The 21,434-nt window shown below is 70.0% G+C and carries 28 protein-coding genes; 9 read left to right on the top strand and 19 right to left on the bottom strand.

What is annotated here, in order from left to right; translation table 11 throughout:
- Nucleotides 1–31 precede the first annotated feature (31 nt).
- Both AB0L91_RS08725 and AB0L91_RS08730 read left to right on the top strand, forming a co-directional pair.
- Entirely contained in the window at nt 32–1,018 is a 987-nt protein-coding gene (locus tag AB0L91_RS08725) for an ATP-binding cassette domain-containing protein (RefSeq protein WP_365008376.1), read from the top strand.
- Nucleotides 1,015–1,839: an ABC transporter permease gene (locus AB0L91_RS08730; RefSeq protein ID WP_365008378.1), complete on the top strand. Its 825-nt coding sequence runs from the start codon at nt 1,015–1,017 to the stop codon at nt 1,837–1,839. The genes AB0L91_RS08725 and AB0L91_RS08730 overlap by 4 nt, the downstream gene beginning before the upstream one ends.
- Nucleotides 1,840–1,869: 30 nt before the next feature.
- Here AB0L91_RS08730 and AB0L91_RS08735 read toward each other — a convergent pair whose 3' ends face one another.
- Nucleotides 1,870–5,649 carry a BTAD domain-containing putative transcriptional regulator gene (locus AB0L91_RS08735; RefSeq protein ID WP_365008379.1) on the bottom strand — a complete coding sequence of 1,260 codons (3,780 nt, stop codon included), beginning with the start codon at nt 5,647–5,649 and terminating at the stop codon, nt 1,870–1,872.
- 116 nt (nt 5,650–5,765) lie between these two features.
- On the opposite strand from AB0L91_RS08735, the gene AB0L91_RS08740 reads away from it, so the two are divergent.
- Both AB0L91_RS08740 and AB0L91_RS08745 read left to right on the top strand, forming a co-directional pair.
- Nucleotides 5,766–6,224: an SRPBCC family protein gene (locus tag AB0L91_RS08740; protein ID WP_365008382.1), complete on the top strand. Its 459-nt coding sequence runs from the start codon at nt 5,766–5,768 to the stop codon at nt 6,222–6,224.
- A gap of 28 nt (nt 6,225–6,252) precedes the next feature.
- On the top strand, nt 6,253–7,122 hold the full coding sequence (locus tag AB0L91_RS08745; RefSeq protein WP_365008385.1) for a 1,4-dihydroxy-2-naphthoate polyprenyltransferase: 870 nt from the start codon (nt 6,253–6,255) through the stop codon (nt 7,120–7,122).
- On the opposite strand, the gene AB0L91_RS08750 is transcribed toward AB0L91_RS08745, so the two are convergent.
- The 6 genes from AB0L91_RS08750 to AB0L91_RS08775 all read right to left on the bottom strand — a co-directional run bounded on the left by AB0L91_RS08750 (nt 7,119) and on the right by AB0L91_RS08775 (nt 10,417).
- Nucleotides 7,119–7,505, bottom strand: a complete 387-nt coding sequence (locus AB0L91_RS08750; protein ID WP_218716646.1) for a phage holin family protein — start codon at nt 7,503–7,505, stop codon at nt 7,119–7,121. The two genes, AB0L91_RS08745 and AB0L91_RS08750, sit on opposite strands and share 4 nt — an antisense overlap.
- 62 nt (nt 7,506–7,567) lie before the next feature.
- Nucleotides 7,568–8,143, bottom strand: coding sequence for a Clp protease N-terminal domain-containing protein (locus AB0L91_RS08755; RefSeq protein ID WP_365008388.1), 576 nt, complete (start codon nt 8,141–8,143; stop codon nt 7,568–7,570).
- Nucleotides 8,143–8,364: a helix-turn-helix domain-containing protein gene (locus AB0L91_RS08760; protein ID WP_355273913.1), complete on the bottom strand. Its 222-nt coding sequence runs from the start codon at nt 8,362–8,364 to the stop codon at nt 8,143–8,145. Before AB0L91_RS08760 ends, AB0L91_RS08755 begins: the two co-directional genes overlap by 1 nt.
- 50 nt (nt 8,365–8,414) lie before the next feature.
- A complete protein-coding gene (locus AB0L91_RS08765; RefSeq protein WP_365008390.1) occupies nt 8,415–8,957 on the bottom strand; it encodes a dihydrofolate reductase family protein in 543 nt (180 codons plus the stop codon).
- 51 nt (nt 8,958–9,008) lie between these two features.
- The gene (locus tag AB0L91_RS08770; RefSeq protein WP_365008392.1) at nt 9,009–10,094 is read right to left on the bottom strand and encodes a PLP-dependent cysteine synthase family protein; all 1,086 of its coding nucleotides are present in this window, start codon (nt 10,092–10,094) and stop codon (nt 9,009–9,011) included.
- Nucleotides 10,091–10,417, bottom strand: a complete 327-nt coding sequence (locus tag AB0L91_RS08775; RefSeq protein WP_355273922.1) for a DUF4229 domain-containing protein — start codon at nt 10,415–10,417, stop codon at nt 10,091–10,093. The genes AB0L91_RS08770 and AB0L91_RS08775 overlap by 4 nt, the downstream gene beginning before the upstream one ends.
- A gap of 165 nt (nt 10,418–10,582) precedes the next feature.
- Here AB0L91_RS08775 and AB0L91_RS08780 point away from each other — a divergent pair, with 165 nt between their 5' ends.
- From AB0L91_RS08780 to AB0L91_RS08795, 4 genes are all read left to right on the top strand, one after another.
- A complete protein-coding gene (locus AB0L91_RS08780; RefSeq protein ID WP_019049435.1) occupies nt 10,583–10,792 on the top strand; it encodes a BldC family transcriptional regulator in 210 nt (69 codons plus the stop codon).
- 115 nt (nt 10,793–10,907) lie between these two features.
- Nucleotides 10,908–11,102: a hypothetical protein gene (locus tag AB0L91_RS08785; RefSeq protein ID WP_355273925.1), complete on the top strand. Its 195-nt coding sequence runs from the start codon at nt 10,908–10,910 to the stop codon at nt 11,100–11,102.
- A 70-nt stretch (nt 11,103–11,172) separates the two neighbouring features.
- Nucleotides 11,173–11,829: a hypothetical protein gene (locus tag AB0L91_RS08790; protein WP_365008398.1), complete on the top strand. Its 657-nt coding sequence runs from the start codon at nt 11,173–11,175 to the stop codon at nt 11,827–11,829.
- A gap of 188 nt (nt 11,830–12,017) precedes the next feature.
- Nucleotides 12,018–12,686, top strand: coding sequence for a Clp protease N-terminal domain-containing protein (locus tag AB0L91_RS08795; RefSeq protein WP_365008401.1), 669 nt, complete (start codon nt 12,018–12,020; stop codon nt 12,684–12,686).
- A gap of 8 nt (nt 12,687–12,694) precedes the next feature.
- On the opposite strand, the gene AB0L91_RS08800 is transcribed toward AB0L91_RS08795, so the two are convergent.
- The 9 genes from AB0L91_RS08800 to hemL all read right to left on the bottom strand — a co-directional run bounded on the left by AB0L91_RS08800 (nt 12,695) and on the right by hemL (nt 19,811).
- Nucleotides 12,695–13,000, bottom strand: coding sequence for a hypothetical protein (locus AB0L91_RS08800; protein ID WP_365008403.1), 306 nt, complete (start codon nt 12,998–13,000; stop codon nt 12,695–12,697).
- Nucleotides 13,001–13,119: 119 nt separating this feature from the next.
- The gene (locus tag AB0L91_RS08805) at nt 13,120–13,335 is read right to left on the bottom strand and encodes a hypothetical protein (protein WP_365008405.1); all 216 of its coding nucleotides are present in this window, start codon (nt 13,333–13,335) and stop codon (nt 13,120–13,122) included.
- A gap of 122 nt (nt 13,336–13,457) precedes the next feature.
- On the bottom strand, nt 13,458–14,423 hold the full coding sequence (gene ccsB / locus AB0L91_RS08810) for a c-type cytochrome biogenesis protein CcsB (protein ID WP_365008409.1): 966 nt from the start codon (nt 14,421–14,423) through the stop codon (nt 13,458–13,460).
- Entirely contained in the window at nt 14,423–16,057 is a 1,635-nt protein-coding gene (locus AB0L91_RS08815; protein WP_365008411.1) for a cytochrome c biogenesis protein ResB, read from the bottom strand. Before AB0L91_RS08815 ends, ccsB begins: the two co-directional genes overlap by 1 nt.
- Nucleotides 16,057–16,869 carry a cytochrome c biogenesis CcdA family protein gene (locus AB0L91_RS08820; RefSeq protein WP_357342562.1) on the bottom strand — a complete coding sequence of 271 codons (813 nt, stop codon included), beginning with the start codon at nt 16,867–16,869 and terminating at the stop codon, nt 16,057–16,059. Before AB0L91_RS08820 ends, AB0L91_RS08815 begins: the two co-directional genes overlap by 1 nt.
- Complete coding sequence (locus tag AB0L91_RS08825) at nt 16,869–17,036, bottom strand: hypothetical protein (RefSeq protein WP_355273943.1); 168 nt, start codon at nt 17,034–17,036, stop codon at nt 16,869–16,871. Before AB0L91_RS08825 ends, AB0L91_RS08820 begins: the two co-directional genes overlap by 1 nt.
- A gap of 56 nt (nt 17,037–17,092) precedes the next feature.
- Complete coding sequence (locus AB0L91_RS08830) at nt 17,093–17,734, bottom strand: TlpA disulfide reductase family protein (RefSeq protein WP_365008414.1); 642 nt, start codon at nt 17,732–17,734, stop codon at nt 17,093–17,095.
- The gene (locus AB0L91_RS08835; protein WP_355274646.1) at nt 17,731–18,357 is read right to left on the bottom strand and encodes a histidine phosphatase family protein; all 627 of its coding nucleotides are present in this window, start codon (nt 18,355–18,357) and stop codon (nt 17,731–17,733) included. Before AB0L91_RS08835 ends, AB0L91_RS08830 begins: the two co-directional genes overlap by 4 nt.
- A gap of 107 nt (nt 18,358–18,464) precedes the next feature.
- Nucleotides 18,465–19,811, bottom strand: a complete 1,347-nt coding sequence (gene hemL, locus AB0L91_RS08840) for a glutamate-1-semialdehyde 2,1-aminomutase (RefSeq protein WP_355273949.1) — start codon at nt 19,809–19,811, stop codon at nt 18,465–18,467.
- A gap of 205 nt (nt 19,812–20,016) precedes the next feature.
- On the opposite strand from hemL, the gene AB0L91_RS08845 reads away from it, so the two are divergent.
- Nucleotides 20,017–20,403 (top strand): hypothetical protein, encoded by a 387-nt coding sequence (locus AB0L91_RS08845; protein ID WP_365008417.1) that lies wholly within the window; start codon nt 20,017–20,019, stop codon nt 20,401–20,403.
- On the opposite strand, the gene AB0L91_RS08850 is transcribed toward AB0L91_RS08845, so the two are convergent.
- The 3 genes from AB0L91_RS08850 to AB0L91_RS08860 form a co-directional block, all read right to left on the bottom strand.
- On the bottom strand, nt 20,400–20,621 hold the full coding sequence (locus tag AB0L91_RS08850) for a hypothetical protein (RefSeq protein WP_355273954.1): 222 nt from the start codon (nt 20,619–20,621) through the stop codon (nt 20,400–20,402). The two genes, AB0L91_RS08845 and AB0L91_RS08850, sit on opposite strands and share 4 nt — an antisense overlap.
- 83 nt (nt 20,622–20,704) lie before the next feature.
- A complete protein-coding gene (locus AB0L91_RS08855) occupies nt 20,705–20,974 on the bottom strand; it encodes a hypothetical protein (protein WP_365008420.1) in 270 nt (89 codons plus the stop codon).
- Nucleotides 20,971–21,411, bottom strand: a complete 441-nt coding sequence (locus tag AB0L91_RS08860; protein WP_365008422.1) for a hypothetical protein — start codon at nt 21,409–21,411, stop codon at nt 20,971–20,973. The genes AB0L91_RS08855 and AB0L91_RS08860 overlap by 4 nt, the downstream gene beginning before the upstream one ends.
- Between the last annotated feature and the right edge of the window lie 23 nt (nt 21,412–21,434).

The following is a 21,434-nucleotide window of genomic DNA, read 5'->3' on the forward strand; positions in this document are numbered from 1 at the left end:
CGTGCAAGGCGAGCCGGGCACCGTAGGTCCCATGACTTACACACCCACTGCAGCCCTCGCCGTCGAGGCGGACGGTCTGGTCAAGGTGTTCGGCAAGCAGCGCGCCGTGGACGGGGTGAGCCTGGCGGTGCCGCGCGGCTCGGTCTACGGGGTGCTCGGACCGAACGGCGCCGGCAAGACGACGACCATCAAGATGCTCGCCACGCTGCTGCGGCCCGACGGCGGCAGCGCGCGGATCTTCGGCCACGACGTCGTCGAGCGGCCCAACGCGGTTCGCTCGCTGATCGGCGTCACGGGGCAGTACGCCTCGGTCGACGAGGAGCTCTCCGCCACCGAGAACCTGATCATCTTCGCCCGCCTGCTCGGCCTGAGCAGGCCCGACGCCCGCCGCCGTGCCGTCGAGCTACTCGACGAGTTCGACCTCACCGAGGCGGCGAACAAGCCGCTGAAGAACTTCTCCGGCGGCATGCGCAGGCGCCTCGATCTCGCGGCCAGCCTGATCTCCACCCCGCCGCTGCTGTTCCTCGACGAACCGACCACCGGCCTCGATCCGCGCACCCGCGCCCAGATGTGGGACACCATCCGCAGGCTGGTCACCGAGGGCGCGACCGTGCTGCTCACCACCCAGTACCTCGACGAGGCCGACCAGCTGGCCGACCGGATCGCCGTGATCGACCACGGCCGGGTGATCGCCGACGGCACCGCCGACCAGCTCAAAGCCTCCATCGGCGGTTCCTCGGTGCACCTGACGCTGCTCGATCGCGAACAGCTCGAGGAGGCCAAGCGCATCGTCGGCGACTTCCTCGGCGTCGCCGCGCAGATCAGCCCCGAGGCGGGCAGGCTCACCGCGCCGCTGCCCGATCCGAACCTCACCGCCGACCTGCTGATCCGCCTGCGCGACTGGGAGATCGGCGTCGAGGAGATCACCGTCTCCAAGCCGACCCTCGACGAGGTCTTCCTCACCATCACCGGCCACCCGGCCGACGAATCCGACGACACCGAACGGAGCGCGGCATGACCGCTGTCCTCACCGCTCCCGCAGCCACCTCCGACGTCGCTCAGGTCAGCGACCGGGTTGGCCTGCGCGAGACGATCTCCACCTCGTTCACCATGGCCTACCGCGGCCTGCTCAAGATCAAGCACAATCCCGAGCAGCTCTTCGACGTGACCGTGCAACCGATCCTGTTCACCGCGCTGTTCACCTACATCTTCGGCGGCGCGATCTCGGGCAGCGTCGACAGCTACCTGCCCGTGCTCATCCCCGGCATCCTCGTGCAGACCGTCGTGCTCACCTCGGTGGTCACCGGCACCCAGCTGCGCGAAGACATGGACAAGGGCGTCTTCGACCGCTTCAAATCCCTGCCCATCGCCCGGGTGTCGGCCCTGGCCGGCGCGCTGCTGGCCGACATGGTGCGCTACGGCATCGCCTCCACGCTGACGATCATCGTCGGCCTGTGCCTGGGCTACCGGCCCGGTGGCGGCGTCGCCGGGGTCGTCGCGGCCTGCCTGGTGGTCGTGGTCTGCTCGTTCGCGATCAGCTGGGTGTGGGCGCTGGTCGGCGTCACCGGCAAGAGCGCCGCTTCCGTGCAGGGCATCTCGATGATGGTGATGTTCCCGCTGACCTTCATGTCCGGCGCGTTCGCCCCGGTGAGCACCATGCCGGGCTGGATGCAGGCGATCAACCACGCCAACCCGGTGTACTACATGGTCAACACCTGCCGGGACCTGATGAACGCCAACGTCTACAGCAGTGACCTGCTGTGGTCGCTGGTCGGTTCGCTCGTGGTCATCGCGGTGTTCGCGCCGCTCACCGTGCGGGCCTACATGCGCAGGGCCTGAACCCGCGCGGGCGCAACGGCATCCGATCCGTCAGGGTCGGGTGCCGTTGTCGTGTCCGTCCAGGTGCGTGACGAGCTCGACGATGCGGGTGGCGGCCGCGAGCCTGCGCACCCCCGCCGCCGCGCGCTCGGCCCGGGCCAGTGCTTCCGCGCCCACCCGGTCCCGGTGCAGCGCGCGGTGGCGGGCCAGTTCCATCGACGGATAGTCCTGCCTGGCCGCCGAAGCCGCGGCGAGCGTGAACAGTTCGAGTCCCTCGGGGCGCCGCGGATCAGTCGTCAGCAGGTAGGAGCCGACCGCGCAGGCCACCGCGCCGATCTGCGGCAGGTCCAGGTACTGCGAGAGCCTGCGATCGGTGGTCGCGACGATCTGCGCCACCAGATCGTCCGCCGCGCCCGCCCGGCCGTGCAGCACGTGGGCGCTGACCGCCGCCGCCGACACCATCAGCGCGCCGGGACCCGGACTGAGCTCGAAATCGGGCCAGCCGAGCAGCTCCAGCGCCCGGCGGTAGTGCCGGAGACCGGCGTCGATGTCACCGTCGGCCAGCTCCAGCTCGGCCACCGCGGTCGCGACGGTCGAGAGCCGGTGATTGCGGCGGATGGTGGGATCGTCGACCTGACCCAGCCCCGAATCCTCCGACCGCAGGACGAAACCGAGCTCAGCGCGAGCCTGCTCGCGCTGACCGGCGCCGATCAGGACGGCCGACAGGAAACACCGTCCCTCCAGGATCTCGTCGTCGACCCGCAGGCGGCTCATCTGCGTCAGCGCCCGGCGGTAGTGGGTGGCCGACTCGGCGTACCGGGCGGACTGACCGCACAGCTGGGCGAGATGCTGGCTCATCATCGCCGCGCCCCAGACGTCGCGCGACTCCATTTCGTCCAGCGCGCGCACCGCGTCGCGGGTCGAGCCCGCCACGTTCCCCGCGTTCTCCCAGAAGTTGGCCCGGGCGGCCAAGGCGGCCACCCGCGCGCTGCGCTCCGGCGAGTGGGCGCCCTCGGCCAGCAACCGGCCGAGGCGGAAGCCGTGCGGCCGCACCGTGATCAGCGCGCCGAGCAGCCGCAGACCCGGATCGAGCCCGGGATGCCTCAGCAGCCGACGAGCGCGCATCCGCGCCAGCGCCACCGGGCGCGCGTCACCGCCGTTGTGGAACATCAGGTGCAGGCAGGTCAGCATGTGGGTGACCATCTGGAGGTCGGCGGCCACCCCGGAGACGGGCCGCGGCGGCGCGATCGCGACCAGCCGCACCGCCCAGCCGATGAACTCCAGATGCGCGCCCCGCATCACCCACAGCGTCGCGACCACCGGGAACACGGTGTAGACCGTGTCCGCGTCGCCGTGCGCGGTGGCTGTGCGCAGGACCGCGACCAGATTGTCGAGCTCGGCGGTCACCGCGAGCACCACCGGCACCTGGTCGACGGCGGGGTAGTCGCGGACGGCCCCGAGCACGAATTCCCGTGCCCACCCGGCCATCCGCTCGCGGACCAGCGTGGTCTCGGCGCCGTCGGTCACGGCGTCGACGGCGGCCAGCTGCTCGGCGCCGAACTCGCGCACGGTCTCGAGCATGCGATACCGGATGCCGGTGCCGTCGGGATCGTCGAGCACGGTGAGCAGCGACTGGCCGACCAGCCCGTCGACCGCGGTGGCGACATCGGCGACCTCGGGTCCGGCCGCGACGACTTCGGCCGCGGACAAGATGAAGCCACCCGGGAACCGGGACAGCCTGCGCAGCACGATCTGCTGATCGAGGTCGAGCAGGTTCCAGCTCCACGCGATCACCGCGTGCAGCGTGCGATGCCGCTGCGGGGCGGCCCGATCGCCGCTGCGCAGCAGGGCGAATCGATGTTCGAGCCTGGATTCGATCTCGGCGACGCTCATCGTGCGCACCCGGGCCGCGGCCAGTTCGATCGCCAGCGGCAGACCATCCAGGGTGCGGCACAGCCGGGCCACGATCTCGGGATCGAGCCGGACATCGGGGCGTACCGCCCTGGCCCGCGCGGTGAACAGGTCCGTGGCGGGCGAGCCCGCCGCGTCGATCGCCAACGGGGCCAGCGGATAGACGGATTCGGCGGTGATCGCCAGCGGGGAGCGGCTGGTCGTCAGGACGGTCAGCTGGGCACAGCTGCCGACCAGATCGGCGACGACTTCGGCGGCCGCCTCGATCACGTGCTCGCAGTTGTCCAGGATCAGCAGGGTCGGCCGGGCGGCCAGCGCGTCACGCAGTCGGGTGCGCTGGTCGACCTGCCGGCCCAGGCGGAGACCGCCCGGCTCACGGATCACCTCACCCAGGCCCATCACGTGCCCGATCGCCGCTTCGATGTCGACCACGGCCTGCGTGCCCAGCGACTCGGCCCGCGCGCCTGCCGACTCGGCCCGCACGCTAGCCGACTCAGCCTGCGCGCCTGCCGACTCGGCCTGCACCGGGGCCAGCTCGACCAGCACCACCGGGAGGGTGCCGGTGAGTCGTTCGCCGACCGCGTTCGCCACCCTGGTCTTGCCGGTGCCGCCGGGGCCGAGCACCGTCGTCACCCGCGAGCGGCACACCAGATCGGTAATCGCGTCGAGATCGGCCGCGCGACCGAGCAGTTCGTTGGGGGCGGCACGCAAGCCGAGGGAGGTGGGCGGGAGGGTGCGCGGTTGGCCGTTGGCGCGGTCGGCCATCGGAGCGACCGCGCTGCCGGGTAGTCCTGCCGCGGGCGTGTCCCAGGTGCTCGCCGACCAGCCGTCCCGGGACCCGGTCGCACCTGTGGCGACTGCCAGCGCCGTGGGGTCGGCGATCGGGGTGCCGGGCAGTGCTGCCGCAGACGCGTCCCGGCCGATGTTCGCCGCCGACCGGTCGTCCCGGGAGTGCGGATCGTTGACGCCTGCCCGTGCGGCCGGGTCGACGATCGCGGTGTCGGCGGCCGGTGTTCGGTCGTCTATGCCAGGGTTCGCCGGTGCCGACCCCGCGGCATCGTGCTCCGGGATGCCGGTCGCGGAGGGCGCGTCGGAGGGCCGCTGCCTGGCACCGGGGAGCTCGATCGGATCGCCACGCAACACGGCGGTATTGAGCGCGAGCAGGGTCGGGCCCGGGTCGGCGCCGAGTTCCTCGATCAGCCGCAGCCGGTAGGTGGCGAAGGTTTCCAGCGCGTCGCTGGTGCGGCCCGCCGCGGCGAGCAGGCGGATGAGCGTGGTGTGGGCAGGCTCGTCCAAGGGATGTGCGGCCGCGTCGGCGGCAGCCAGCGGGAGGGCGGCGGCGAAGTCGCCCCGCGCGGTATGGGCGGCGAGTTCGGCGCGGTCGAGGTCGCGGCGCAGCTGGTCGGCGGCGGCGCGCAGGTCGTCGGCGGGGCCGGATTCGGGCAGGTCGGCGCCCGGTTCACCGCGCCACAGCACCCGGGCGGCGGCGATCGCGGCGAGGCTCGCCGCAGTGTCGCCGGTCGCGCGCAGGTCGTCGGCGCGATGGACCAGGGCGGCGGCCGCGGTCAGGTCGACGCTGTCGGCGGGCAGGGTCAGCCGGTAACCGGCCGGGCCGATCTCCAGCGCGCCGTCGGGCAGCAGCGCCCGCAGCCGCGACACCTGTGTGTGCAGGGCGTTCATCGGCGCCCGTGGCGGCTGGTCGCCCCACACCTCGTCGACGAGCGCCTGCGCGCTGCGGGCCCGGCCGGGACGCACGGCCAGCGCGGCCAGCAGCAGCCGGGCCCGCGCGCCGGGCAGCGCGAGCAGCGTCGCGTCGTCGCGGCGGATCGCGATCACGCCGAGCACCCCCACGACGATGGGGGCAGCGGCCACCGCGACGGTGGGAGGCGGCCCGTCGGGGCCGAGATGCTGTGCAGACATGCCGCAAGTCATCGTAGGCGAGCACGGCGACCGGCTCCTGTTCCACGCGGACGACCGGCGCGACACCACTGCCGCACGCCGCGAAAATGTCGGTACCCCGGCTTAGGCTGACCCGCATGGGCGACTTCGAGGTGACCCGGCGCACGACCATTGCCGCCGAACCCGCACGCATCCACGGTTTCATCGACGATTTCCGCCAGTGGCGACTGTGGTCGCCGTGGGAGGACGCCGATCCCCAGCTCGCCCGCACCTACACCGGGCCCGAGTCCGGCGTCGGCGCGCGCTACACCTGGCGCGGCAACCGCAAGGCGGGCGCAGGCGCGATGGAGATCAAGGCCGACGCCGCGCACGAGATCGGCATCGAGCTGGCGTTCGAGAAGCCGTTCAAAGCCACCAACTTCGTCACCTTCACCCTCACGCCGAGCGGCAGCAACACCGAGGTGACCTGGCGGATGACCGGCACCCACTCGGGCCTGATGGGCGTGCTCGGCAAGGTCTTCCCGATCGACAACATGATCGGCAAGGACTTCGACAAAGGGCTGGCCCGGCTCAAGACCGTCGCCGAATCCGCTTAGTACACCGGCCGGGGCTAGGCTTCGATCCATGGCTACAGCAGCGGAATGGATCGAAGGCGCCCGGCCGCGGACGCTGCCGAACGCGATCGCGCCGGTACTCGCCGGGACGGGCGCGGCGGCGTCGATCGACGGGGCCGTCTGGTGGAAAGCGCTGCTGGCGCTGCTGGTTTCGCTGGCGCTGATCGTCGGTGTGAACTACGCCAACGACTACTCCGACGGCATCCGCGGCACCGACGACGTGCGCGTCGGCCCGCTGCGGCTGGTCGGCTCGAAACTGGCCTCCCCCACCGCCGTCCGCAATGCCGCGGTGCTCAGCCTGGCGATCGGCGCGGTCGCGGGCCTGGTACTGGCCGTGACGACCGCGTGGTGGCTGGTCGTGATCGGCGCGGTGTGCCTGGCCGGCGCCTGGTTCTACACCGGTGGCAGCAAGCCCTACGGCTACAGCGGTTTCGGTGAGATCGCGGTGTTCGTGTTCTTCGGCCTCATCGCGGTGCTGGGCACCCAGTACGTGCAGGCACTGCGGGTGGACTGGGTGGGGCTGCTGCTGGCGATCGGCGTCGGTGCGTTCTCCAGCGCGGTGCTGGTCGCCAACAACCTGCGCGACATCCCCACCGACACCGAGTCGGGGAAGGTCACCCTCGCGGTGAAACTCGGCGACACCCGCACCCGCACGCTGCATCTGGTGCTGCTGGTCGCGCCGTTCGTGATCAGCCTGGCGCTGGTGGCCCGCACCCCGTTGGCACTGGCCGGACTGCTGGCGTTGCCGCTGGCGATCCGTGCCAATGCCCCGGTGCGCACGGGCAAGGGCGGGCTGGAACTGATTCCCGCCCTGCGCGATTCCGGGCTGGCGCTGCTGGCCTGGTCGGCACTGAGCGCGCTCGCCGTCGGACTGGCTTAGTCGTCGCCGTCGGGCACGAGGATGCCGAGCGCCCAGTTGACCAGCGAGATGATCACACCGCCCCAGAACGCCGCCCAGAAACCGTCGACCCGCAGACCGTAGTCGGACAGTTCGGTGATCTTCGCGGTGAGCCAGAGCATGCCCGCGTTCACCAGCAGCAGGAACAGCCCGAGCGTGAGGATCACGAACGGCAGGGACAGGAGCTTCACGATCGGCTTGATGACGGCGTTCACCGCGGTGAACACCGCCGCGACGATCAGGATCACCAGGGCTTTGCCCCAGTTGCCCGAATCGGCCGGGACCAGGATGTCGATCTTGTCGATCCACGCCGCCGCGGCCCAGATGGCAATGGCGTTGATGACCAGTCGAATGGCTAGCTGCATAGAGCCATGCTAGGCCGGGAATCGGACATTGCGGCGGGTCTGACACACACCCGACACGGAATTCACGCTGCGCGGTCGAGCATTCCGTAGACGTCGGCGCGCAAGGCGGCGGCCCCGTCACGGCCGCCGAGCAGGTCGGTGGTGGCCGGGTCGGCGCCGCGCAGAATGCCGAGCAACAGGTAGGCCGTGGAAATTTCGCGATCCTTGCGGTGGATCGCCTCGCGCAGTGCGAGTTCGAGCGTCTTCTTGGCCGGGTTCGTGAACGGGATGTGCCCGGCGCCGAGCAGCCGGCCGAAGACGCCGCGCCGGACCTCCGGTTCGGCCCGGTCCCAGGCGTCGGGGCCGAAGTTCTCGGTGACGCTGGCCCGCACCGCGTCCAGGTCGATCCCGATCGAGCGCAGGGCCTCGGCGTCATCGGCGCCCAGCGGCGGCGTGCCCGTCCGGGCGGCGAGCGCGGCCCGCGTCCCGTCGGCGGTGATGCCCCGCGCGTCGAGCACTGCCCGCAGGCCCGGTTCGGCGTTCGTGATCACGCCGAGCAGCACGTGCTCGGGACCGATCCGGCCGGCGCCGAGTTCCTTGGCGTCGTCCTGGGCACTGACGACCGCCACCCTGGCCTGTCGGCTGAACTTCTCGAACATCAGCGGGTACCGCCCTTCCGATTGTGTTTCTGATGCACCGCCTGCTTGCTCACCTCGAGCGCTTCGGCAATCGCCTGCCACGACCAGCCGTGGGCCCTGGCATTGGCCACCTGGATGGATTCGAGCCGGTCGGCCAGCCTGCGCAGGGCGAGTACCGCGCGCAGGCCGACCGCCGGATCAGGATTGCCCGCCGCCGAGGCGAGCGTTGTTGCATCGGTCATGGCGTCAATTTTGATTGACGATTTCGGCGGTGTCAACAAAAATTGACGAATCAGCGCAATCGGTAGACGAGCTTGGCGAACTGGCCCAGCTGTTCGACCGCGACCAACCGCAGCTGATCGGAGAGCAGGCGGCGCGGCAGCAGCGGAGCGCCGCCGCCGAGCGTCACCGGCGCGACGCCGACGATCACCTCGTCGAGCAGCCCGGCATCGGCGAACTGCCCGGCGAGATCGCCGCCGCCGATGATCCAGATATCGCGGTCACCGGCCGCGGCGACCATCTCCGCGTGCACGGACTCGACCCCGCCCGCGACGAAACGCACATTCGCGCCGGGGAACTCGGGCAGCACGCGATGGGTGAACACCCAGGTCGGACGATCGCCGTAGTTGTCGTGCCAGGACTCGGGCGGTTCGTTGGCCGCCATCCACTCGTAGGTCGTCGAACCGAGGCACAGCGCGCCGACGCCGCGCAGGAATTCGCCGACATCACCGGTCGCGGTGCCCGCGTCGGGGACGGCCATCAGCCAGTCCAGCGAATTGTCGGGGTCGGCGATGTAGCCGTCGAGGCTGGTAGCGGTGTAGTAGCGGGTCGTCATGGACACCGATCCTGACAGCGAAACCTGACACCTCCGGTCAGGTTTCGCCGGTCAGCCGTGCCAGCGACCGGTGGCGGCGAATTCGGTGAGCACGGCGGTGGGGCCGGCCAGGTCGAGGTGCTGGGCGTCGACCCAGGCGTCGTCGAAATACGTTCCGGCATATCGGTCGCCGCCGTCGCAGAGCAGCGTCACGACACTGCCGCGGCGGCCCGCGGCGAGCAGCTCGGACACCAGATGGAAGGCGCCCCACAGGTTCGTTCCCGTCGAACCGCCGACCCGCCTGCCCAGCACCGTGCTGGCGTGGCGAGCCGTCGCGACCGAGGCCGCGTCCGGGACGACGATCATCCGGTCGACGACCTGACCGACGAAGGACGGCTCCACCCGCGGCCTGCCGATGCCCTCGATCCGCGAGGGCATCCCGGTCTCGTAGCCCGCGTCACCGGTCTCGTAGCCGCCGAAGAACGCCGAGTGCTCGGGGTCGACCACGGCCAGCCGGGTCGCGTGCCTGCGATAGCGGATGTAGCGGCCGATCGTGGCGCTGGTGCCGCCGGTGCCGGCGCCGACCACGATCCACTCCGGGATCGGATTGGTCTCCAGGGCCAGCTGCTGGAAGATGGATTCGGCGATGTTGTTGTTGCCGCGCCAGTCGGTCGCGCGCTCGGCATGGGTGAACTGATCCATGAAGTGCCCGCCGGTCTCGGCGGCGAGCCGCTTGGCCTCGGGATACATGTCGGGTGCCCGCTCGACGAAATGACATCGGCCACCCTGCGCTTCGATCAGCGCGATCTTCTGCGGCGACGTGCTCGCCGGCATCACCGCGATGAAATCCAGACCGAGCAGCTTCGCGAAATACGCCTCGCTCACCGCCGTCGACCCCGACGAGGCCTCCACCACCGTGGTGCCCTCGGTGACCCAGCCGTTGCAGATCGCGTACAGGAACAGCGAGCGCGCCAGCCGGTGCTTGAGGCTGCCGGTGATGTGGGTGGACTCGTCCTTGAGGTACAGCTGCACCGGCCAGCCGGGGGGCAGCGGGTACCGCAGCAGGTGGGTGTCGGCGGAGCGCTGGGAGTCGGCGTCGATCAGCCGGACGGCGTTGTCGACCCAGTCACGCGGGGCGCTGCGGTCGAGGTACTTCACGCGGTCGGCCCGTCGTCGTCACCTCGCAACCGGGCCCGCAGCTGCGCCTTGTCCTGGCGGCGGCGCGCGTCGACGACGGCGATGTCCTCGTTGACCTTCGTGCGCAGCTTCTTGAACAGGGTGAGCGAGAGCGGCATCGCGACGATCAGCGCGAACAGCGCGGCCACGATGATCGGCACCTCGACGCCGATGAGCTTGGCGACCCCGACGATCACCGCCGCGATCAGCACGACCAGCCCGAGCCGGGCCAGCGTGTAGAGGGCCAGATTGCGGACCAGCCGCTTCCCCGCGCCAGAACCTTGCTGACCAGTTGCTTCACTCACGCCCAACAGCCTAACCCCGCCGCGGCCTGGCCCGATGCAGCCCCGTTCGCGGCTTTTGTCTATTACTTCCCCTTTACCAACAGTAGGTGGTTCGACTACGTGGGGGTCGCAGTGCGACGATGGCGCCATCTGATGAGGGAACTGTCGAGAACGGAGAGGTTAGCTATGACTGCGATCACCGTCGGCGGCCAGGACACTCTGCTGACACCAGGCCAAGTAGCCGCAATGTTCCACGTAGACCCCAAGACCGTCACCCGGTGGGCTCATGCGGGCAGGCTCGGTTCGCTGCGCACGCCGGGCGGACATCGCCGATTCCGCGAGTCCGAGGTCCTGCAGTTGCTGAAATCGCTCACCACGGAGGCAGCACCCCGCTGACCCCACCGGCCGGCGCGAGTCCGCCATGGGCTCGCGTTTGCCGGGAATTTCCCTTCCGTTACGGATGTGCACACGGCGCGGACACGGCTACCCTCGATAGCAGGAGGTGAGCGACGTGACGTACCTGTTGGCACTCATCGCGATCGTGGCCGTCGCGGTGTTGTGCTGGAAGGCGTTCGGCCCGGAGAAGATCGGCCCGAGTTCCGGCCCGCCGTCGCGTCGGCCGATCCTCGGCCCCGACGACGACCCGGAGTTCCTCTGGCGACTCGGTAAGCAGCACCGCGACGATTCGGGTCAGTCCGACTCGTGATCCGCGCGCGTGACCTTACCCACATACCCCCCGATGCACCGCGAAAAACCCGGGTAGATAACGTATTCCGGTGATCGATGTGCAGCAGAGTTCCATCCCGACCACCTGGCGCGCGGCCGACGGCAGCGCCGTGACGTTCACCGAGGCACGGTCGGCGTGGACTCGCGCGGCACACGAGGTGCTCGCCGACACCGCGACCAGGTTCAACAACTTCATCGTCAACACCGAGCTGGCCGAGCTGGTCCAGGAGGAATCCGGGATCCGCACCCAGGTGAAGTGGCAGCACTGGCTGCCGGTCGTGCTGGACAAGGTCGCCGAGCACTGTCACAAGAACAACGAGCCGCCGCTGAGCGCGCTGTGCGTGCGCAAGAACCAGACGGTGGGCACCGGCTACCGCTACATCCTCGAACTCGCTGGCCTGCCCATCCCCGACGACCTCGAGATGCACGCCGCCGCCGCCCGCTGGCAGTGCTACCAGCACTACGCCACCGACCTCCCCGCCGACGGCGGCCTCCCCACCCTCCCCCCGAAGGTCGCGGCCCTGCGCCACCAGACCACCCAGGACCTCGCCACCGCCGAAGCGGCCGAAGCCGCCGCCAAGCCCAAGCGCACCTCGACGTCCGCCCGCCGCAGCGTCACCGTCCCCAAGCCGGAACCGGTCCGCAAGCCCGTCTGCCTCAACTGCCACGTCGAACTCCCGGCCAACAAGATCTGCTACTACTGCTGATCCCGATCACCCCCCAAGGCCCGGCCGCTCCCCGAGCACCGGGCCTTCGCCGTATCCACCGCCGATCGCACTGCACACTGGGGTGATGACGCACGTCGACCACCGCCGGTATACGGGCGCCGCCCGCGCGGCGATGAAACGAGCCGCCGCGCAGACGGCCGACCGGGGCCGCCCCGTCGGTGACACCGATGGACCTGCTGCGCGCCCTGGTCGACGAGGACGCCACCGGCATGGCCACGGTGCTGCTCGAGTCGGATGATCTGGGTGTCCGGCGAAGCGATGTCCGACGCACCATCGCGCAACAACAGGCGGCTCCAGGCGCGCCAACGCTCGATTCCGTGCTCGACTACGCCATGCTGGAGAACCCCACCAGGCCGATCGGCACAGACCACCTCCTGATCGCCCTCCTCGAAGCCGACAATGCGACCGCCGACCTGCTCGCCGCGTCTGGAATCACGACGCAAGCGGTCCGTGCTGTGCGCGCGACCACGACGGATTCGCAGTGCTACGGCTGCACCGAAGCCGACGCACGGCCGACGAGATTCTCGATCCTCCGCCCGAACCTGCCGCCCGAACTCACCGCCGTCCTGCACGATGTCGAGCACTGGCGCAGGGAGAAGGAAGCCGCCGTCGACGCGAGCGATTTCGAGCGCGCGGCGCACATGCGGGATCAGGAGAAGACCGCACGCAGATCCATTGCCACCTGGGACGAGTCCACCCTCATCGCCCAATTCGGCAGCGCGATCGACGAAGTTCTCCGGCTACGCGCCGCAGTCGATTACCTCACAACCCAACTCCACGATGGCCATGCCGCCACCGGACCTGTTGGCGGAACGGCCGACTCGCCAGTCGAGTAGAGCTCGGATCACGTCTCGATGTCGGCCGTTCGGACCACGAACCGGACCTGATCGGTGATCGACTCCATCCAGCGGAGATCTATCGCAGTGCGATCGCCTTCGAGATGCTCGACGATGGCTATCTCGAGGGGACACGGGATCGGGTACGGCGAAGACCGGCTGGGTTCGTCATCGCGTGAGGTGAAGAAGATCGGCAGCTTGTCGATGACGGAATGCACGACGCCGTCCGCATCGGCGAACTGGACTTCGATGACGCCGCCGGCGGTGCAGTCGTCCTCAACCCACCGAACGGCTGTCCCTCGCAGTGTTGGCACCCACGGATTGTCCCATCGGGCACCCGCGACCGCCCGGTGCAGCCGGACGACCGCGAAGACCTATGCCAAAGGCCCGGCTGCTCGTTCAAGAGACCGGGCCTTGTTGTCCTGACCTGGGGTCAGACGCAGGTCGGCATCCCCATGGACACGCTGGTGCCGGTGCTCAGGCACCGCAGCAGCAAGCCGGGGAGCGCGGCCGAGCCCGAATCCGGATCAGCGGACGCGGTGTACGGGGTGGCCGAGCCCGAATCGACGGCGACCGGCTCGACCGGTACCGCGGGTGCGGCAGCCGCGATCGCCGCGCCCGACACACCGCATCCCAGCGAAATCGCCACGGCCGCAATCACACTTACACTCCGACGACGCATGTCTTCCACCTCTCGAGCAACCAACAGACACCGAAACGGTAGCGCTGCCCGCCAAAAGTGAAACGCCCATACTTCCGTGGGCGGTACGGCTAGTTCAGACCCGCGTAGCTGTGCAGACCGCTGATCACCATGTTGATGATGAAGAGGTTGAAGAGCATGGCGACGAAGCCGGCGATGTTGATCCAGGCGGCCTTGGTGTCGCGCCAGCCGGAAGTCGCCCGGGCGTGCAAATACGCCGCGTAGAGGACCCAGGCGATGAAGGAGCAGGTTTCCTTGGGGTCCCAGCCCCAGAAGCGGCCCCAGGCGGCTTCGGCCCAGATGGCGCCGAGGATGACGCCCGCGCCGAAGAGGGGGAAGCCGATGATGGTGGTCTTGTAGGCGAGCTGGTCGAGGGTGCGGGCGTCGGGGAGGCGGCGGGCGATGGTGCCGAAGATCGAGGTCGACTCCTCGCCCGCGGGCTGACGCATGCGGTACAGGTAGAGCAGGCTGGCGACGCCGGAGACCAGGAAGACGCCGCTGCCGATGCTCACGATCGTGACGTGGATCGGCAGCCAGAACGAGCGCAGCGCGGGGACGACCGGCGCGGCGTCGGCGTAGAGGACGGTGCCCGCCAGGAACATCAGGATCAGCACGGGGACCAGCAGGAAGACCCACATGGACCGGTAGCGCTGATCGCGCAGGAAGTACAGGCCGATCACCACGGCGGCCGCGGTGGCCATGGTGGTGAACTCGTACATGTTGCCGAGCGGGAAGCGGTGGGTGGCGAAGCCGCGCAGCACGATCGAGCCGACGTGCAGCACCGCGCCGACCAACAGCACCGAGAACGCCATGTTGCCGAGGCGCTCGGAGGTCGGCTTGGCGGCCGGTGTCTCGATGCGGCCGGGCAGCGACGGGTCGACGGGCGCGCCCGCGGTGACCAGCTCGCGCTCCGCGACCTTGTTGGCGCGCGCCGAGGCGTACTGCACCAGCAACAACACCAGCGCCAGGGCGTAGATCGCCATGGCCGACATGAAGGCGAAGTCGCTGTAGCGCGCCACCGTTTCGTCGATCGGCATCAGTTCTCCGTTTCCGCGTCCAGTACCCGCGCGCGCAGCCGGTCGAATTCGCTGCCCCAGCCCGCCTGATCGCTTCTGGCCAGACCGCCCATTTCTACTACGGTCCGTCGTTGATCCACGGTACCTGCCCCGGCCTCGGCGGGGTACGCCCGGATCCAGATTCGGCGCCGCTTGACCAGCAGCGACACCAGCAGACCTGCCATCATCGTCAGCGCGCTCACCAGCACCCACTGCTGGGCCGGGTCGTGCGAGACCTGGAGGTTCACGAATTCCTTGGCACCGTCGAAGGTGACCTTCGCACCGTTGGGCAGGGTCGTCGACTCGCCCGGCCGCAGGTTGACCCGCGCTTCCTTGGTGAGCCTGCCCTGTTTGATCATCTCCGGGTCCAGCGCGAACAGCGACTGCGACCGGCCGGTGTCCAGGCCGGTGTTGCCGCGGTAGATGTCGACCGCGACGGCCGGATCGTCCATCGTCGGGAACGACGAGGTGAGCAGGCTGCCGTGGAACAGTGCCGTCGGCGCGAACAGGCCCTCGATGGCGATCTGGTTCTGGCGGCGCTCCTCGTCGGTGGCGTACATGCCGCCGGGCGGGTCGATCCGCAGGACGCCGCTGGACAGGAAGGTCCTGGCGTCATCGGGGCGCCACTGGATGGTCTCGGTGCGGGTCTGCCCGTTCGGGAACGTGACCGTGAACGTCGGGGCGAAACCGTGGCCCTGCAGGTAGACGCGGTCACCGGCGACGCGCAGCGGATGGTTCACCCGCAGCTCGGTGGAACGCCAGGTGTCGGTGCTCAGATCCTCGCCCGCCTGGTACTCGATGTTCGAGGTGAACATCTCGGCCTGGCCGGTGGGCAGGTAGTCGGCCTTGAAGTCCTTGACGCGCACGCACAGCGGGGTCATCCCGGTGCCGTCGTTGACATTGCCCGCGCGGAACGAGTCGAACACCGCGGGCGAGGTGGTGCAGAAGCCGGCGCCGTTGTCGGCGATCACGATGACATTGCCCTCGTAGCCGAACAGCTTGCCCAGCGCGATCGAGGCCAGCAGCCCCACCAGCGACAGGTGGAAGACCAGGTTGCCGAACTCGCGCAGGTAACCCTTCTCGGCCGACAGCGTGACCTCGCCGGCGCGCTTGCCCGGCCGCACCTCGGTGCGCCAGCCGCGCAGCTGCCCGCGCGCCTGCTCGACGACGGCGTCGGCGTCGCGGTCGACGGTCTCGCTGAAGTGGTGCGGCAACCGGCCCAGGTTGCGCGGCGTCGGCACCGGCGGGGTGCGCAGGGCCCGGTAGTGGTCCAGGCAGCGCGGCAGGATGCAGCCGACGAGTGAGATGAACAGCAGCGCGTAGATGGCGGTGAACCAGAAGCTGCCGAACACGTCGAACAGCTCGAACCGGTCCATCCACGGGCCCAGCGTGGGCCGGTCGGCGATGTACTGCTCGACCTTCTGCGTGTTCAGGCTGCGCTGCGGGAGCAGGGCGCCGGGAATGGCGGCCAGGGCCAGCAGGAACAGCAGCACCAGGGCGGTGCGCATGCTGGTGAGGCCGCGCCAGGTATTGCGGACCAGGGCCCAGGCCCGGCCCGGCAGGGACTGCCGGACGGGCGGGTTGGGGGTGGTCGGCGGAGTCAGTGTGTCAGTCATCAGATCGGGAGAGTCACCTCGGAGACGAACCCGTCACGCACCCAGCTGACGAACTGGTCCCATGCCCCCGTGACCAGCGCGACGCCGACGGCGACGAGCAGAACACCCCCGATTACCTGAATGGTGCGCGAATTACGCCGCAGCCAGCCGACCCCGCGCAGGGCCCCGGCCGAGCCGAACGCCAGCACGACGAACGGCAGCCCGAGCCCGAGGCAGTACGCCACGATGAGCACGACACCGCGCACCGCGGTGGTGCCCTCGGTCCCCGCGGACACCGCCATCACCCCGGACAGCGTCGGCCCGAGGCACGGCGTCCAGCCCAGCGCGAACACCCCGCCCAGCAGGGGCGCGCCGACGATGCTGGTGAACCGGCGCGGTTCCATCCTGGTGTCGCGCTGCAACGCGGGCACCAGGCCGATGAAGACCAGGCCCATCAGGATCGTCACCACACCGCCGATGCGCTGCAGCAACTCCCGGTTGACGTTGAGGGTCTGGATCACACCGAACACGGTGGCCGTGGCCAGCACGAACACCACCGTGAACCCGGCGACGAACAGTCCGGCGGCACCGGCCACCCGCATCTTGGCACTACGGCGCTGCGCGGTGAGCGTGCTCACCTGCGCGGCGCTGGCCGGCGGCGCCTCGGCGCCGACCAGCCCGGCCAGATAGGACAGGTACCCCGGCACCAACGGCACGACACACGGTGAAGCGAACGACACCAGGCCCGCGAGCAGGCAGGCACCCAACGCCAACAGCAACGGACCCGATGCCGCCGTCTGCTGGAAGGAATCCCCGACTGCGGCGAGCACCATCACTCGGAGGTGTCCTCGTCACGCTGCTCGTCGCGGGGCAACGACAGGGTGCGCTCGGTCTCGGCCGGTTCGGCCGGGCCGAAATCGAACAGGCCCGCACCGGCGACGCTGCGCGGGACGGTCGCGATGCCCGCCCAACGATCGTCGACGGTCCACCCCGCTCCCATGCGGCGCGCGCCCTGACGGGGGCGACACGCGGTCAGATTTCCGGGACGACGACGGCTCACTGCTTCTCCTCGGCGGCGATGCGCTCGACCACGGGCTGCAGATCTTCTGCCAATAGCGAGCGAAGGAAGACCGCGGCGACCCGGTGTTGACGATCCAGGATCAACGTGGTCGGAATGACACTGGTGGGAAAGTTTCCGCCGAGAGCGAGCAAGGTTCGCATCGACGGGTCGTAGATGGACGGGTATTCGATCTTGTTGTCCACTACGAAGTCCTGGGCTTTGTCCCGCTGATGGTCGCGGACGTTGATTCCCAGAAACGCGACGCCCTTGTCCTTGGTCGCCGCGTAGACCTTTTCGAGTGCGGGCGACTCGGCGCGGCACGGGCCACACCACTGTCCCCACAGATTCACGACCACGATCTGGTTCGGGAAATCGTCGACCGAGACGGTCTTTCCCTCGTTCATCAGATCGGGCCCCGAGAGCTTGCCGATCGTCCCGCGCGTGGCGGGCGGGTCGTAATAGATATCGGTTCTACCACCGGGCGACACGAATTCGAAGGTGCCGCCGCCGGTTGCCACCGCATCGGTACCTGTCGAGCAGCCCGCCGCCGCGACGATCACGAACAGCGCGGACAGGACGGCAGTGATCGCCCGCAGCCGATGGCTGCGGGCGGGGCCCGACGCGGTGGAGCGTGTCATGCGCCGTGAACCGAAGGGTCGGAGGCGCCCGCTGGTTCGGAGTACACGATGTCCACCAGGGTATCCCCGTGGTAGACCAGCGAGGTCAGCGAGGCGAGCGAGCACTGCCGGTTGCGCGGGTCGTGCCAGAGCCGCTGGCCCTGCAGGAACCGGCGCAGCGTCCACACGGGCAGCTGATGCGAGACCAGCACGACCTCGTGTCCAGCGCCCTCGACCCGCGCCTTGTTGACCGCGGCCAGCATGCGGTGCGCGATCTGCAGGTACGGCTCGCCCCAGGACGGGGTGAACGGGTCGCGCAGCTTCCACCAGTGCCGGGGCTTGCGCAGCGCGCCGTCACCGACGGACACGCGCAGGCCCTCGAAGGTGTTGCCCGCTTCGATCAGGTTCTCGTCGGTGCGCACGATGACGTCGTGGGCGGCGGCGATCGGGGCCGCGGTCTCCTGGGCGCGCTGCAGCGGGGAGGCGATCACCAGGGAGACGTCGTGGTCGGCCAGCGAGCGCGCGACGGCGGCGGCCTGCGATCGGCCGGTCACCGAGAGGCTGAAGCCGGGCAGGCGCCCGTAGAGGATGCCGTTGGGATTGTGCACCTCGCCGTGGCGCAGCACGTGCACGATGGTTTCCACGGTCGCGGGGTCGTCGTCGAGGGCGGGCGGCGCGGCGGCGGGCGTGGGATGCGGCGCCTCGTCACCGTCGACCTGGGTGGCGAATTCTGCGTCGGGCTGGTCGGAGCTCACGCTAGGGATCCTTCGGGGGTTGCGGCCGCGGCCGCGAGGGCGGCGGCGGGCAGAGCGGCGGCGATACGGTCGAACGCGTCCTCGTCGAGCGCCGCGGAGACGAACCAGGCCTCGAACGCGCTCGGCGGCGCGTACACGCCCGCGTCGAGCAGGGCGTGGAAGAAGGCTGGGTAACGCCAGGTCTGGCTCGCCTTGGCGGCGGCGTAATCGGTCACCGGGCGGTCGGCGAAGAACACGCTCACCATATTGCCTGCGAACTGCACTTGATGCTCGACCCCGGCCTCGGTCAGGGCTTTCGCGAACAGACCACCGAGCCGATCGGCGTTGCGGTCGAGGGCCGCGTACACCTCGGCGTCGGCGGCGCGCAGGGTCGCCAGCCCGGCCGCGACGGCGACGGGGTTACCGGAGAGCGTGCCGGCCTGATAGACCGGGCCGAGCGGGGCGAGGTTGTTCATGATCTCGGCGCGACCGCCGAACGCGGCGGCGGGCAGGCCACCGCTCATCACCTTGCCGAAGGTGTAGAGATCGCCGGCGACGCCCTCGCGGCCGTACCAGCCCGACGCGCTGACCCGGAAGCCGGTCATGACCTCGTCCATGATCAGCAGCGCGCCGTTGTCGTGGGCCAGCGTGCGCAGGCCCTCGTTGAAGCCGGGCAGCGGCGCGACCGCGCCCATGTTGCCCGCGGCGGCCTCGGTGATGACGCAGGCGATCTGGCCGGGGTTGGCCTCGAACGCGGCCGCGACGGCGGCGAGGTCGTTGTAGGGCAGCACGATGGTGTCGGCGGCCTGGGCGCCGGTGACGCCGGGCGAAGTCGGCAGGCCGAGGGTCGCGACGCCCGAGCCCGCGTCGGCCAGCAGCGCGTCGACGTGACCGTGGTAGCAGCCGGAGAACTTGACGATCTTGGACCGGCCGGTGAAGCCGCGGGCCAGCCGCACCGCGCTCATGGTGGCCTCGGTGCCGGAGTTGACCAGCCGGACGCGCTCGACCGGCTCGACCCGGGCCGCGATGGCCTCGGCCAGCTCGATCTCCGCCTCGGTGGGCGCGCCGAACGACAGCCCGCCGGTGGCCGCCCGCTGCACCGCTTCGACGACGGCGGGGTGCGCGTGGCCCAGGATCATCGGACCCCAGGAGCAGACCAGATCGACGTAGTCCCGGCCGTCGGCGTCGGTCAGCGTGTAGCCGTTCGCCGAAGCGATGAACCGCGGCGTTCCGCCGACCGAATTGAACGCACGGACCGGGGAATTGACACCACCCGGGATCACCGAAGCGGCCCGCTCGAAGAGCCGAGCGGACATCGGAACCTGCGACGGACTGGCCTCGGCCGCGCGCGGAGAAGAACTCACGGATTCCAGTCTCTCAGCTCGCCTCGGCGCGCCGGACGACAGGGTGGAGCACAGTGACCCAGACCGCAGCGACCCACCGGCGACACGCCCGACACGCCGCCCCCAGGCGCGGATGATTTCGATCCGGGTGCGCTGGCCTGCGGCTACGCTGCGGGCTGCTCAGGCACTGAGCGGTAGACATCAGCTATCAGCGGAAGGGTATTTCATGCGTTTCGGCGTCACCAGCACTGCCCTCGGCGTGGGTTTCGCCGCGGCCGGAGTGGTCTTCGGCGCGGGCTCGGCCACCGCCTTCGCACCGCAGGTCCAGCCGGACCGGATCGGCGCCCAGCTGAGCCACGAGGAGACCGTCGCGCTCGGCGCCGGCCCGATCCCGGCGCTCACCGCGATGTTCGTCCCCGCCAACCGGATCGGCGCCGGGCTGCACGGGGACACGAATCTGCACCGCGACGCCGACGGCGGCATCCGCGCCACCCTGCGTCAGGTGGTCACGGAGGCGGCGAGCCATCCCGACGGCACCGTCACCGTGTTCCTGAACGCGCCGGGCACGCGCGGCGGCCGCGTCGTCGACGTCTACCAGCAGTGGGCCGGTTAGGTGTACATGCAGGGGACCTCGGCCGAGATCGTGTGCAGCTGGCACATGATGCCGTTGTAGATACCGCTCGAGCCGGTCTCCGGGGCGAAGCCACCGGCGGCCGGCTCGGCGATCATGGGGGTCAGGGGCAGGCCTGCGGCCTGGGCGGGTGCCGCTGCCAGGGCGATCGCCGCCGTGGCCGCGGCCGCGGTACAAAATCCTGCGATGAGCTTGGTCATCGGTGGTCCTCCGTGGTGCCCGCCGAGGCGGGCGGTCGAGATGTGTCCCGAATCCCAACGCGCGCATCGGGATTCGGCTGCACTCAGGACATCGGTTCGGCGGACCGCAGTGCTACAGATCCGGTCACGACCCGGGCGACGGCGTCGATCGCCAGCACCCCGGCGACGATGACCAGCGCCGTCGCGAGCAGCAGCAGGGGCGGCACGTAGCGAACGGCCTCGAATCCCGGGTGCTCGTCGGAGGTGACGAAGCCGGTGACCCGCCGTGCGTGGCTCCAGCTGTAGACCGCACCGGCCAGGCAGAGCACGGCGAGGCCCAGCTCGAACAGCGCCGCAGCGATCCAGCGTCTCATCCTTGCGATCCTGCCAGGGCCGAGCCGAGTGCGGCGCGCAGCCCGGTGTGGTCGATCGCCCATGCCTGCACGATCCGGCCGTCGACCAGGCGCAATCCGATGCCGCGACGACGCCGTGGCACGCCGCTGAGGGCGCCGAGCGCGCGGCCGTCGGCGGCGTCGTCGTCATCGGTGGGCAGCACGGCGGCGATCTCGGTCAGCGGCATCGACTCGACGCCCTGATGCAAGGTGGTGCCGGTCAGTTCGACCCGGGCGTGGGTGCGGCCCGCGATCACCTGCAGCACCGTGAAACCACCGATGGCGACGGCGCAGAACCCGAGGGCGAACCCGTGCAGGGTGCTGCCCGCGAGCCACTCGACCAGCAGGATCACCGCGCACAGCAGCGGGCCGTAGGCGACCGCACGCCACCGCGCGCCGGGCTCGGAGAACAACACCATGGGGGGACCGCGGCGCCTGGGCG

Origin of the sequence: Nocardia sp. NPDC051833, from assembly GCF_040681225.1 — a bacterium.
Lineage (GTDB): Bacteria > Actinomycetota > Actinomycetes > Mycobacteriales > Mycobacteriaceae > Nocardia.

Coding starts and splice junctions, on each gene's coding strand:
- AB0L91_RS08735 (WP_365008379.1), bottom strand. CDS start 5,649: ATGTCTGCACAGCATCTCGGCCCCGACGGGCCGCCTCCCACCGTCGCG.
- AB0L91_RS08780 (WP_019049435.1), top strand. CDS start 10,583: ATGACTGCGATCACCGTCGGCGGCCAGGACACTCTGCTGACACCAGGC.
- AB0L91_RS08825 (WP_355273943.1), bottom strand. CDS start 17,036: ATGGGAGCGGGGTGGACCGTCGACGATCGTTGGGCGGGCATCGCGACC.
- AB0L91_RS08815 (WP_365008411.1), bottom strand. CDS start 16,057: ATGACTGACACACTGACTCCGCCGACCACCCCCAACCCGCCCGTCCGG.
- AB0L91_RS08725 (WP_365008376.1), top strand. CDS start 32: ATGACTTACACACCCACTGCAGCCCTCGCCGTCGAGGCGGACGGTCTG.
- AB0L91_RS08850 (WP_355273954.1), bottom strand. CDS start 20,621: ATGACCAAGCTCATCGCAGGATTTTGTACCGCGGCCGCGGCCACGGCG.
- AB0L91_RS08795 (WP_365008401.1), top strand. CDS start 12,018: ATGGACCTGCTGCGCGCCCTGGTCGACGAGGACGCCACCGGCATGGCC.
- AB0L91_RS08855 (WP_365008420.1), bottom strand. CDS start 20,974: ATGAGACGCTGGATCGCTGCGGCGCTGTTCGAGCTGGGCCTCGCCGTG.
- ccsB (WP_365008409.1), bottom strand. CDS start 14,423: ATGCCGATCGACGAAACGGTGGCGCGCTACAGCGACTTCGCCTTCATG.
- AB0L91_RS08820 (WP_357342562.1), bottom strand. CDS start 16,869: ATGGTGCTCGCCGCAGTCGGGGATTCCTTCCAGCAGACGGCGGCATCG.
- AB0L91_RS08860 (WP_365008422.1), bottom strand. CDS start 21,411: ATGGTGTTGTTCTCCGAGCCCGGCGCGCGGTGGCGTGCGGTCGCCTAC.
- AB0L91_RS08750 (WP_218716646.1), bottom strand. CDS start 7,505: ATGCAGCTAGCCATTCGACTGGTCATCAACGCCATTGCCATCTGGGCC.
- AB0L91_RS08730 (WP_365008378.1), top strand. CDS start 1,015: ATGACCGCTGTCCTCACCGCTCCCGCAGCCACCTCCGACGTCGCTCAG.
- AB0L91_RS08745 (WP_365008385.1), top strand. CDS start 6,253: ATGGCTACAGCAGCGGAATGGATCGAAGGCGCCCGGCCGCGGACGCTG.
- AB0L91_RS08760 (WP_355273913.1), bottom strand. CDS start 8,364: ATGACCGATGCAACAACGCTCGCCTCGGCGGCGGGCAATCCTGATCCG.
- AB0L91_RS08845 (WP_365008417.1), top strand. CDS start 20,017: ATGCGTTTCGGCGTCACCAGCACTGCCCTCGGCGTGGGTTTCGCCGCG.
- AB0L91_RS08755 (WP_365008388.1), bottom strand. CDS start 8,143: ATGTTCGAGAAGTTCAGCCGACAGGCCAGGGTGGCGGTCGTCAGTGCC.
- AB0L91_RS08765 (WP_365008390.1), bottom strand. CDS start 8,957: ATGACGACCCGCTACTACACCGCTACCAGCCTCGACGGCTACATCGCC.
- AB0L91_RS08740 (WP_365008382.1), top strand. CDS start 5,766: ATGGGCGACTTCGAGGTGACCCGGCGCACGACCATTGCCGCCGAACCC.
- AB0L91_RS08830 (WP_365008414.1), bottom strand. CDS start 17,734: ATGACACGCTCCACCGCGTCGGGCCCCGCCCGCAGCCATCGGCTGCGG.